The organism is Thermus brockianus, from assembly GCF_021462505.1.
In the GTDB taxonomy this organism is placed as follows: domain Bacteria; phylum Deinococcota; class Deinococci; order Deinococcales; family Thermaceae; genus Thermus; species Thermus hydrothermalis.
In genome coordinates, this window is sequence record NZ_JAKEDV010000013.1 from 18,722 (window position 1) to 29,973 (window position 11,252).

The window sequence follows — 11,252 nt, forward strand, 5'->3', positions numbered from 1 at the left end:
TGGCTTGGTCCTTTTCCTGTGATGCGCTCCTCTCCTAGGAGGGATGTATGGGTAAACGCGTGGCTGTCGTGGGAACCGGGTATGTGGGCCTCACCACCGCCCTTAGCCTGGCCTATATCGGCCACCGGGTGGTGGCCCTGGACCTGGACGAGGCCAAGGTCCAGGCCTTGAAGCAGGGCAATCCCCCCTTCTTTGAGCCCCACTTGCCCGAGATGCTTTTCCTGGTGCGGGACCGGCTCTCCTTCACCACGCGGTACGAGGAGGCCATCCCCCAGGCGGAGGTGGTCTTCCTGGCCGTGGGCACCCCTTCCCTGGAGGACGGCTCCCCCGACCTCTCCCAGGTGCGGGAGGCCGCCTGGGCCATCGGGCGGCACCTGGGGGAGGGGTTCACCGTGGTGGTGAACAAGTCCACGGTGCCCGTGGGAAGCGGCAACTATGTGGAGGCCCTGGTGCGGAGGGCCTTTCGGGAAGCCCACGGGGGCGAGCCGGATGGCCGCTTAGCGGTGGCCTCCAACCCCGAGTTCCTGCGGGAGGGCCAGGCCCTCTACGACAGCCTCTACCCCGACCGGGTGGTGGTGGGGGCCGAGGACAAACGGGCCCTGGAGGTGCTTAGGGAACTCTACGAGCCCATCTTGGAGCAGAGCTTCACCCCGCCCCCCTTCCTTCCCCGGCCCGAGCGCATGGGGGCGGTCCCCTTCGTGACCACGGACCTGGCCTCGGCGGAGCTCATCAAGTACGGGGCGAACGCCTTCCTCGCCCTCAAGATCAGCTTCATCAATGAGCTGGCGGCCTTGGCGGAGCGGGTGGGGGCGGATATCCGCGAGGTGGCCCGGGGGATCGGCCTGGACAGCCGCATCGGCCCCCGGTTTCTCCAGGCGGGGCTCGGCTGGGGGGGAAGCTGTTTCCCCAAGGACACCCTTGCCCTCGTGGCCATGGGGAAGGAGTACGGCCTTAGGCTCCCCATCGTGGAAGCGGCGAGGGAGGTGAATTCCCTCCAGCGGCGCAGGGTGGTGGACAAGCTCTTGGGGGAGCTTAAGGTTTTGAAGGGGCGGACCATTGCTCTCCTTGGGCTTTCCTTCAAGCCCCACACCGACGACCTCCGGGAGTCCCCGGCCCTTGAACTGGCGGCCCTTCTTTTGGAACGGGGGGCCTTCGTACGGGCCCACGACCCTGCGGCCCTCCCCCGGGCGAGGCGGGAGGTAGACCTTCCCCTGGAGTACGCCGAAGACCCCAGGACCCTCCTGGAGGGGGCGGATGCCGTGGTCCTGGCCACGGACTGGCCCGAGTACCGCACCTGGCCCTGGGGGGAGCTCAAGGGATTTGTCCGCATCCCCCTGGTGGTGGACGGGAGGAACTTCCTGGACGGGGAGGCCCTGGCCGCCCTGGGGTACCGCTACGTGGGCCTGGGGGTGCCTGCCCTGGGTACCTTGGAGGGGGTGAGGGTCTAGTGCGGGTCCTCCTCACGGGAGCTGCGGGGTTTTTGGGGAGCCACCTGGCGGAGCGCCTCCTCCGGGAGGGGCACCAGGTGGTGGGGGTGGACAATCTCTCCACGGGCCAGGGGCGGAACCTGGAGCGCCTAAGGCGCCACCCGGGCTTCACCTTCCTCCGGGCGGACGTGGTCCAGCCTCTGGAGGTGGAGGGCCCCCTGGACTGGGTCCTCCACTTCGCCTCCCCCGCCTCCCCTCCCCGCTACCTCAAGCTCCCCATCGCCACCCTCCTGGTGAACGCCGAGGGCACCCGGCACCTCCTGGACCTGGCCCTGAGGAAGGGGGCCCGCTTCTTCCTCGCCTCCACCAGCGAGGTCTACGGGGACCCCCTGGTCCACCCCCAGCCCGAGACCTACTGGGGCAACGTGAACCCCATCGGCCCCCGGAGCATTTACGATGAGGGCAAGCGCTACGCCGAGGCCCTGACCCTGGCCTACCACCGGGCGCACGGGGTCCCGGTCCGCATCGTGCGCATCTTCAACACCTACGGCCCCGCCATGGACCCCGAGGATGGCCGCGTGGTTTCCAACTTCATCGTCCAGGCCCTCCGGGGCGAGCCCCTCACCGTCTACGGGGACGGGAGCCAGACCCGCTCCTTCTGCTACGTGGACGACCTCATTGAGGGCGTCCGGCGCCTCATGGAGGTGGACTACCCCTACCCGGTGAACCTGGGGAACCCGGAGGAGTACGCGGTGCTGGAACTGGCCCGCCTGGTCAAGGAACTCACCCAAAGCCCCTCGGAGATCGTCTTCAAGCCCCTGCCGGAGGACGACCCCAAGCAGCGCTGCCCCGACATCGCCCTGGCCAGAAGGCTCCTCGGCTGGGAGCCCAGGGTGCCCGTTCGGGAGGGGCTGGAGCGCACCGTCGCCTACTTCCGGGACGTTGTGACGCAGATAAAGGAGGGGGCTTGAGGTCCCTTTTGGCCAAAAACACCCTTTGGATGCTCCTGGGCTTCGGGGTCCGGCTCGGAGTACAGTTTCTCTACTTCATTCTTCTGGCTCGTATTCTAGGACCCCAACAGTACGGGGCCTTCGTGGGTATTGCGGCCCTGGTGATGGTTTTATCCCCCTTCGCCAGCTGGGGAAGTGGCAACATCCTCATCAAGCACGCTTCCCGGGACCCGAGCCTTTTTAAGAAGTACTGGGGCGCCGCCTTGGCGACTACTCTGGCCTCGGGGGGAGCGCTAACGGGTCTAGCCTCACTCCTTTCTGGCTTGCTCTTCAATTGGGAAGCCGCTTTGACGCTGGCCCTTCCTATTGCCCTTGGCGACCTGATCGGCATTCGTTTGGCCGATGTCTCAGGGCAAGCCTTTCAAAGCCGAGAACGCCTTAGCCGCACCTCGGCCATCTGGGCTCTCATCAGCGCTGCTCGCCTTTTAGGTGTTCTGGTGCTTTACGCCCTTCCTGAGGCTAGCGCGGCCCAGTGGGCTTTACTTTATGCCGGTAGCGGTCTTCTGGCGGGTGCCCTGGGAGTGGCCTGGGTCACCCGGGAGTTGGGCTTGGGTTCGCTAAACCTTGGCCCCATGCGGGGCGAGTGGCGGGAAGGCTTCTACTTCGCCATCAGCCTGGCTGCCCAAGGGGCCTACAACGACTTAGACAAAACCCTCCTTTCCCGCCTCGTTTCCGACGCGGTAGCTGGGGGCTACGCCGCCGCCTACCGTGTTCTAGACGCTGCTTTCGTGCCCATGCGGGCACTCCTTTACGCCACCTATCCCCGGTTCTTCCGCGAGGGAAAAAGGGGCCTAGAATCTTCCAGAACCTTTGCTCTAAGACTCCTCCCCTGGGGGCTTGCCGCAGGCGCTTTGGGCACGGTCTTGGTTCTGGGCCTTGCCCCTCTTCTTCCGACCCTCTTGGGACCCGAGTACGCCCTCTCTGCCACTGCCCTCCCCTTACTTGCCCCTATCCTCCTCTTCCGCGCACTTCACTACTTAGCCGCAGATGCTCTAACAGGAGCGGGTTACCAGGGCTTGAGGAGCGTTGCGCAAGTGGGGGTTGCCTTTGTTAATCTTGGTTTAAACCTTTGGTGGATTCCCCTTTTTAGCTGGAAGGGGGCGGTTTGGAGTAGTTTGGTTTCGGACGGACTGCTCGCCGCCCTGCTTTGGCTGATGCTGCTCTTGGGCTCGAAAAGGAGGGGCCAGCTTGAAACGTGTTCTGACCGGTATTGAATGGGGGTTCCATACCCTAATGCTCGCTCTCATAGTGGGTGCGCTCCTCCTTCTATGGCGTGAGGTGTCTGGAAACCCTATAGACCCTTATGAAGGAGATACCCTCATCCGCTTTTTGCTTCTTTTGGGGTACGCTGTAGTCTTGGTGCTTCTGCTCAGGGAACCAGCCTTTCTATGGCGAGGCCTCATAAAAGGGGGTCCTATCTGGCTGCTCTTGCTTTGGGCTTTTCTGTCCCTTGTTTGGTCTACTGCGCCCGAGGTGACGTTTCGGAAAGCCATAGCCGCACTTCTTACGAGCCTTTACGGAGTGTATCTGGCTTTTCGCTTCACACCGGAGGCCTTCCTTCGCCTCCTGGGCACCACGCTTCTACTGCTCTTAGGTTTAAGCATTGCCTTTGTCTTTCTCCTTCCTGACTGGGGCCTCATGGGCTATCCCCATGAGGGTGCGTGGCGGGGAATCTTCGTGCATAAAAACGATCTGGGACGCTTTGCCGCCCTGGGTGTTTTGGTCTTTTTGGCTTTGCTGCTGGCACCAGGGCGTAAAAGGGTCTGGTTGGTCGGGCTCTTTCTCTCTGGGGTGGTCTTGGCAGGGGCCCGCTCGGCCACCTCCCTGGTCTTGGCCTTTGCAATGCTCTTGGTGGTCTCGGGGCTTTGGATTGGTCAGCGCTACCGAAGGCTATGGCCCGTTCTTCTGCTTTTAGGAGTCCTCCTGGGGGCAAGCGGAAGCATGGTGTTGGCTGCCAACTACGAGGTCCTATTGGAGGCTTTGGGCAAGGACGTTACCCTGACGGGCCGGATTCCCCTCTGGCTCACGCTTATTCCCTTTATTCAGGAGCGGTTGTGGGTGGGCTACGGTTTTGGGGGATTTTGGTTGGGGTGGGAAGGCCCTTCGGCTTACGTTTGGAGCCTAGTGGGTTGGGGTCCTGTCCACGGTCATAACGGCTACCTAGACTTGTGGTTAGATCTGGGTCTAGTGGGTTTGTTGCTGGGGCTCTGGCTTTTACTGCGTCTGATCTTAGCAAGCGTTCAGCGCTATGTGGCCGAAGGCTTTTCCTCAAGGGCGCTTTTCCAGGTAGGAGTGGTAACGTTTCTGATCATTTACAACTTCGCAGAAAGCAGCTTCTTGCGAGCCAATAACCTTTATTGGCTTTTTTTGGTGTGGAGTTATCTGAGGGTTGGGGCAGCAAATTATTCGGGCATAAACGCCCATCGGTTTCAGGGGGCTAGGGGGCAATGAAAAGGATCCTCGTCTTCAGAGATCGGCTTCTTCCAGTGTCAGAGACCTTCGTTGCAAACCAAAGTCTTGACTTAAAAGAGTATGAGGCTTACTTTTTGGGAAGTCGGCGCGCTTTCCCCTCCATACACATTCCCCAGCAACGCCTTGTCTTGATTAATCCCAGCAATGCAAAATCCTTCGGTTCCGCAGACTTCAGGGATGAAATCCTCTTCAAAATTTTCGGAAGGTTGCCGCGGAGGATCGTGGCTTGGGCTCAACGTCTTAGCCCGAGCCTTATTCATGCGCACTTCGCCCCTGACGGCGCATTGGCTCTACCCCTAGCTGAGGTTCTAAAGGTGCCCCTTATCGTGAGCCTTTTAGGGACAGACGTCACTATGGACGAACGGGCCATTCTCCTAAAATCTTGGCCTAGCCACCGACTCTACCTTCTTCGCAAGAAACGGCTACAGCAAAAAGCCAAACTCTTTATCGTGCCTTCAAAATTTCTTTTGCAGAAAGCGCTTGATCGTGGCTATCCGGCCCACAAGCTGGTGCTTTTGCCTCACGGGATAGATACGAGCTTCTTTTATCCAGACCCCGAACGAGTGGAGTACGGGAGAATCTTATACGTTGGAAGGCTAATACAGCTAAAAGGACTACCCTTTCTCGTAGAAGCTTTGGCGCCTCTAGTTTCAGAGTTCCCTGAATTGAAGTTGGTAGTTATCGGCGACGGACCAAAAAGAAAAGAATATGAGGAATTCTCCAAAAAGCTTCTGGGCGATCGGGTAACTTTTCTCGGTGCTCAACCCAGAGAGATTGTGCGGCAAGAAATGCAAAAGGCATATCTTTTTTCCATGCCTTCAATAACCATGCCAGATGGAGAGGCGGAAACCTTTGGAATGGTTTATTTAGAGGCACAAGCATGCGGCGTCCCTGTCGTAGCCTTTTTATCAGGCGGGATACCGGAGGTGGTTCGCGATGGAGAAACAGGGTTTCTCTCTCCAGAGCGAGACGTATCGGCCCTGCGGAAAAACATCCGTCACCTCCTCAGCTCAAGGGAAGCCCGTGAAAGGTTGTCCAAAGCCGCTACAGCGCATGTACGTGAACGGTTTGAGCTCAACAAGGTAAATCGGCAACTTGAAGACTTATACGATCGCGTGCAAGAAGGCAGTTTTGTCAACGGCTCCAGGTGTGATTAGGAAAAAGTATGGCTACCTTAGGATATCTTTCTGGTGCTCCAAGGGTTTCCACTCGCCCAGAAGCTGCGGCTTCGGGGCCTCGCTCTCATGTTTTGGGGGTAATGGAAGGGTTCAGGAGACTTGGCTGGGAAGTACGCCCTTTCATCGTGGGAGATCGGGTGCCTTTGAGCTGGGTCACCAAGGAAGCAGATGTGGAGCTTGGCCACAGCTTCGCCAAGCGCCTGACCGCCGATGTGGTCCGACTGAGTATGGCTGTTTTTAACGGGATCCAGGCGCCCCGAGCAATCGGGCGTGTAGATTGGGTTTACGAACGCTTCGGAGCTTTTCAGTTTCTGGGTTACGGCTTTCAACGTCGGGGCATACCTTGGATTTTGGAAACGAACGGTCTACTTTTCATAGAAGCGGCGAAAGACCGGAGCACTTTAGCCCTCACTGGCTTGGAGCGGCGCCTAGAGCTTTGGGCTTATCGCCAAGCGGATGTCGTGGTGTGCGTGACCGAAGCCATGAAAGCGCTTCTAGCTGAGTGGGATGTAGACCCCCAAAAAGTTCTGGTCGTGCCTAACGGCGTGGACGTCAGACGATTTGATCCGGAACGGGTGCGGGGCAAGGAAAAGCGACTGCTGCCGCCACCCGCCATTGGCTTTGTTGGAACGCTCTACTCCTGGCAGGGGTTGGACTTACTTATCAAAGCCATTGCAGACTTACGGTCTGAGGGGCTGTCTTTTAGCCTAGCCGTTGTAGGAGACGGGCCTATGCGAGCACCGTGGGAACAACTTGCCCGTGAGCTGGGACTTGGAGAACAGGTGCGCTTCGTGGGACGGATGCCTTGGGATGAGGTACCGGCCTACATTGCAGGCTTTGACCTGGCCTACACGGGCCAAGTTTCCTTACACGCCGGGGAGATGTACCACTCACCCCTCAAGCTCTACGAGTACATGGCCATGAGCAAACCCGTAGTGGCCTCAGCTTTCACAGACGCAAAACGCATGGTGCGCGAGGGGGAAACCGGATACCTTTTTGAACCCGGTAGCCTTGAAGATCTCAAACGGGCCCTGCGAAAGGCCTACAGGGAGCAAGAAGCCTGGTCCGACATGGGTCGGCAAGCGAGAACGGAAGTTGTGACCAAGCACAGCTGGGAAGCCCGGGTACAAGACATGATTCCTCAAATAGAGAAGATCTTGGAGGCCAAGTATGGGACGCCTTACCCTACTCGGTGTAGAAGTTGACCCAGTAAGCATGAATGACTTCCACGCGGTCATTGGGAAAGCGATAACAGAGGGCAGGCAGATAGTCATTGCACACCACAATTTGCATAGCGTCTTTTTATTCCACAGAGACCCAAAGATGCGTGCTTTCTACAGCAAAGCGGACGTCATTTACATAGACGGGATGCCCCTAGTGTATTGGGGACGGCTCATGGGAAAACCTTTGGAACCGGAACACAGGATTACCTCCGTGGACTGGGTGCGCCCTTTGATGGCCGAAGCCAAACGGCAGGGTTGGCGCGTTTTTTACCTTGGCGGCAAGCCCGGGGTCGCAGAGAGGGCGGCTGAAAGGCTGAGGTCGGAGTTTCCAGGACTTTCTCTTCAGACCCACCACGGCTATTTTGACGTGACAGGCAAAGAAAACGGAGATATTCTAGATAAGATCAATGCGTACCGGCCTCACGTGCTTATGGTCGGGATGGGAATGCCTCGGCAAGAGCATTGGGTGCTGGACAATCTGGAACGTCTAAGGGTCAACGCTATCCTAACCGTAGGAGCGTGCTTTGACTATGTCGCCGGGGCCATCCCTACCCCACCCCGTTGGATGGGACGGCTAGGCTTGGAATGGGCGTACAGGTTATTTTCCGAGCCGAGAAGGTTGTGGCGTAGGTACCTCGTTGAACCTTGGTATCTGGTACCCTACGCCTTAAGCGACTTGAAGCGGTGCCTCGCAAAGCAGGGAACCCGATGAAAGTGGCTAAAAGGGGTGAGCGGAGCCAGACAAGGACGGAGCTTAAGTACCAAGGGGAGTCCTATTGGGCAGTTTTAGGCCTCCTCCTTGCAGACCTTCTAGCCCTTCAGGCCTCCCTCCTCCTGGGCTACGCCACCCGGGAGGCCCTTAGCTTCTGGTTCCCGGCCAAGGTGCCCCTCGAGGCCCTCCGCTCCATCGCCCTGGCCCTCCTCTTTTTCCCCCTGGGCTACGCCCTGGCCGGGCTTTATCCCGGCTACGGCCTCGTGGCCGTGGAGCGGATCCGGCGCAAGGTGCAGGTGACCTTCCTCCTCTTCATCGCTCTCATCGCCTGGGAATGGCTCTTCCTGCGGGAGGGGTGGTCCCGGGGGGTCTTGGGGCTGGCCCTGGGCTACGCCCTCCTCCTCGTGCCCCTCTTCGCCGCCTTGGCCCGGGAGGTTTTGGTCCGATGGGGGGTCTGGGGGGTGCCCGTGGTGATCCTGGGCGCAGGGCGAAGCGGGGCCCTGGTGGCGAACCGCCTGCGCGCCGACCCCGTCTTGGGCCTCCGCCCCATGGGCTTTCTGGACGATGACCCGGGGAGGTGGGGCCTCGAGGTGGAAGGGCTTCCCGTCCTGGGGGGTATGGGGCTCGCTCAGGACCTGGCGCAAAGGGGGCTTCGCCACGCGGTCCTCGCCATGCCTGGGGCGGGGCGGGAAAAGCTTACCCGCCTTCTCCAGGAGCTTCCCTTTCCCCACATTCTCCTGATCCCGGACCTCTTCGGCGCGCAAAGCCTCTGGGTCTCCAGCCGCGACCTCGCCGGGGTTCTGGCCCTGGAGGTGAAGAAAAACCTCCTCCTGCGGCGGAACCGCCTCCTCAAACGGGCCCTGGACTACCTGCTCGGCGTTCCCCTCTTCCTCCTAAGCCTTCCCTGGATCGGGCTTTTCGCCCTCTGGGTCAAGCGGGTCAGCCCGGGGCCCGCCTTCTACACGCAGGAACGGGAGGGGTACGGGGGCCGGACCATCCGGGTGTGGAAGCTCCGCACCATGTACCCCGACGCGGAGGCCCGCCTCGCCCGCTACCTGGAGGAGAACCCCGCCGCGAGGGAGGAGTGGGAGCGCTTCTTCAAGCTCAAGGACGACCCCCGGGTCCTCCCCGGGGTGGGGCACTTCCTGAGGCGCACCAGCCTGGACGAGCTGCCCCAACTTTGGAACGTGCTTAAAGGGGAGATGAGCCTGGTGGGGCCGAGGCCTTTTCCCCGCTACCACCTGGAGAAGTTCTCGCCGGAGTTCCGCAGGCTTCGCGCAAGCGTCCTCCCGGGGCTCACGGGGCTATGGCAGGTTTCCGCCCGGAGCGAGGGGGACCTGGAGGTGCAAGAGGCCTTGGACACGTATTACGTTCGCAACTGGTCCCTTTGGTTAGACCTTTATATCCTGGCCCGGACGGTGTGGGTGGTGCTCAGCCGGAAGGGGGCGTACTGAATACCCCACCGCAGCGAAAGCCGCGGCGAGGGTCCCTAAGCAGCCGTTTTGGCCGAGCCCCTCAGCGCTTCTTCGGCGAAGCCGCCGAGGCGCGGCGGTAGCGGTACCGGTAGCGGTAAGCGTAGGCGTACCCCCCTTGGCCCGACCAAAGCCTCCCCTCCCGCACCCGGTTGACCACAAGCCCGAGCACCCGCACCCCAAGCTGCCGCAGGGTGTCCCAGGCCGCCTGCAAGGCCCTCCGGTCCGTGCGCCGCTCCGCGACCACCAGAAGGACCCCCGAGGCGCGGGGGGCGAGGACCAGGGCATCCGGGAAGGCGAGGGGGGGCGTGTCCAAGACCACCACCTCGTAGCCCAGGCCTTCCAGGTAGCGGAAGAAGTTGCGCGCCTCCCGGCCCAAGGCCTCGGCGGGGTCGGGCAGGGGAGCGTAGGCGGGAAGGAGCCAAAGCCCTTCCTCCAAGGGGAGAAACCGGGGAAGGCTTGCGGCGGAGGTGAGGAAGCGGTCCAGCCCCTCACCCTCCCCGGGCACCCCGGGGTAGAAGGCCTGGGCCCGCCGGGTGAGGAGAGGGTGACGCAGGTCGGCGTCCACCAAGAGGGTCTTCCTGCCGCTCCGGGCGAAGGCCCGGGCGAGGCTCAAAGCCAGGGCCGTCTTCCCCTCCCCGGGGGCGGGGCTGGTCACGAGGAGGACCTTTTGCTCCTCGCCCGCAAGGAGGGGAGTCAGGCTCGTGCGCAGGTAGGAGGCGGCCTCCCGGAAGGCCTCGCTTTCCTCCACGGGGCTTCCCGGGGGAAGGGCGGGGAACTCCGCCAGGACGGGGAGCCCCGTGAGGCGGTGGGCCTCCTCGGGGGAGCGGAGACTCTGGTCCAGGCCCTCCCGGAGGAAGCCCAGGAGCAGGACCAAGAACCCTCCCAGAGCCCCCGAGAGGGCGCCGAAAAGGAGGGGTCTGGGGAAGACCTGGACCCCCGGGGAGGCCGGGTCCAGGAGGGCGAGCTGCCCCGAGGCGGTGGCCTCCAGGGCCCGAGCGAGCTGGAGGTCCCGAAGGGTGTTCCCCAGGGCGGCCTGCAGGCTCAGCCGGTCCTGCTCGCTTAGGGTGGGGTTCTCCAGCTCCTTCTCCAGGGCCAGGGCCTGGGCCTCGAGGGAGGTGCGGTACTGGCGAAACCCCTGCCGGATGCGGTTCTGGTCCCACTCCAAGAGGGCCCCCGCCCAGGCCTCGGCCAAGGCTTTCGCCTCCTCCGGGGTGGGGGCTTGGAGGGAGAGGGTGAGGACCACAGAGCTGCGCCCCTCCACCAGGTTGGCCCGGAAGCGGTAGCGCCTCTCCGCCTCCTCCAAAGGAGGCGCCCCTTCGCCCAGGACCCGCCGCAAAGCGAGCTGCCGCACCTCCCGGCTTAGGGCGGCCTCCCGGAAGGCCCTCCCGTCCAGGCTCAGGGCCACCTGGGGCAGGCTGCCGAGGGTGGGGCTCAGCACCCCCTGGGAGGCCACGAGGCGAGCCCCCGACTGGTACCGGGGCGGGAGAGAGCGGCCCACCAAGTAGGCCCCCAGGGCCATGACCAAGGCCGCCCCCAGAGCCCAGGGCAGGTAGCGGCGCAGCGTCCGCCAGAGATCGGTAAGGGAAGGCTCGTCTTCGGGAGTCTCCACCATAATCCGGCCCAGTATAACCCATGCCCCTCCGGGGAAGGGCCCGGCCTACCCCCGAGGCAGACTTGACCGATATGCGGCCTTGGGGTAAAGAGGGGGCATGACCCTACGCGAGGCCTTGTCCCAAGTCCCCGACCCCAGGGCCC

General features: G+C 62.1%; 9 protein-coding genes. 8 read left to right on the forward strand and 1 reads right to left on the reverse strand.

What is annotated here, in order from left to right; genetic code table 11:
* Positions 1-47 precede the first annotated feature (47 nt).
* Genes LXN00_RS12270 through wbaP form a run of 8 tightly spaced genes read left to right on the forward strand, consistent with a single transcriptional unit; the run spans position 48 to position 9,476 of the window.
* Complete coding sequence (locus LXN00_RS12270) at positions 48-1,448, forward strand: UDP-glucose dehydrogenase family protein (RefSeq protein ID WP_234508633.1); 1,401 nt, start codon at positions 48-50, stop codon at positions 1,446-1,448.
* Positions 1,448-2,398, forward strand: a complete 951-nt coding sequence (locus tag LXN00_RS12275; RefSeq protein ID WP_234508635.1) for a UDP-glucuronic acid decarboxylase family protein — start codon at positions 1,448-1,450, stop codon at positions 2,396-2,398. Before LXN00_RS12270 ends, LXN00_RS12275 begins: the two co-directional genes overlap by 1 nt.
* Positions 2,395-3,651: a lipopolysaccharide biosynthesis protein gene (locus tag LXN00_RS12280; protein ID WP_234508636.1), complete on the forward strand. Its 1,257-nt coding sequence runs from the start codon at positions 2,395-2,397 to the stop codon at positions 3,649-3,651. Before LXN00_RS12275 ends, LXN00_RS12280 begins: the two co-directional genes overlap by 4 nt.
* Positions 3,626-4,888, forward strand: a complete 1,263-nt coding sequence (locus LXN00_RS12285) for an O-antigen ligase family protein (RefSeq protein ID WP_234508638.1) — start codon at positions 3,626-3,628, stop codon at positions 4,886-4,888. Before LXN00_RS12280 ends, LXN00_RS12285 begins: the two co-directional genes overlap by 26 nt.
* Positions 4,885-6,066 (forward strand): glycosyltransferase, encoded by a 1,182-nt coding sequence (locus LXN00_RS12290; RefSeq protein WP_234508640.1) that lies wholly within the window; start codon positions 4,885-4,887, stop codon positions 6,064-6,066. Before LXN00_RS12285 ends, LXN00_RS12290 begins: the two co-directional genes overlap by 4 nt.
* Positions 6,067-6,074: 8 nt before the next feature.
* Positions 6,075-7,292, forward strand: coding sequence for a glycosyltransferase (locus LXN00_RS12295; RefSeq protein WP_267962868.1), 1,218 nt, complete (start codon positions 6,075-6,077; stop codon positions 7,290-7,292).
* Entirely contained in the window at positions 7,258-8,022 is a 765-nt protein-coding gene (locus tag LXN00_RS12300; protein WP_234508644.1) for a WecB/TagA/CpsF family glycosyltransferase, read from the forward strand. Before LXN00_RS12295 ends, LXN00_RS12300 begins: the two co-directional genes overlap by 35 nt.
* Complete coding sequence (gene wbaP / locus LXN00_RS12305; protein ID WP_234508646.1) at positions 8,019-9,476, forward strand: undecaprenyl-phosphate galactose phosphotransferase WbaP; 1,458 nt, start codon at positions 8,019-8,021, stop codon at positions 9,474-9,476. Before LXN00_RS12300 ends, wbaP begins: the two co-directional genes overlap by 4 nt.
* 61 nt (positions 9,477-9,537) lie before the next feature.
* Here the strand turns inward: wbaP and LXN00_RS12310 are convergent, their stop codons facing one another.
* Positions 9,538-11,109: a hypothetical protein gene (locus LXN00_RS12310; RefSeq protein ID WP_234508647.1), complete on the reverse strand. Its 1,572-nt coding sequence runs from the start codon at positions 11,107-11,109 to the stop codon at positions 9,538-9,540.
* Positions 11,110-11,252: the final 143 nt, after the last annotated feature.

Excerpts from the sequence above, each read along its gene's own strand:
- LXN00_RS12310 (WP_234508647.1), bottom strand. The coding sequence starts at position 11,109 with ATGGTGGAGACTCCCGAAGACGAGCCTTCCCTTACCGATCTCTGGCGG.
- LXN00_RS12295 (WP_267962868.1), top strand. The coding sequence starts at position 6,075 with ATGGCTACCTTAGGATATCTTTCTGGTGCTCCAAGGGTTTCCACTCGC.
- LXN00_RS12270 (WP_234508633.1), top strand. The coding sequence starts at position 48 with ATGGGTAAACGCGTGGCTGTCGTGGGAACCGGGTATGTGGGCCTCACC.
- wbaP (WP_234508646.1), top strand. The coding sequence starts at position 8,019 with ATGAAAGTGGCTAAAAGGGGTGAGCGGAGCCAGACAAGGACGGAGCTT.
- LXN00_RS12290 (WP_234508640.1), top strand. The coding sequence starts at position 4,885 with ATGAAAAGGATCCTCGTCTTCAGAGATCGGCTTCTTCCAGTGTCAGAG.
- LXN00_RS12300 (WP_234508644.1), top strand. The coding sequence starts at position 7,258 with ATGGGACGCCTTACCCTACTCGGTGTAGAAGTTGACCCAGTAAGCATG.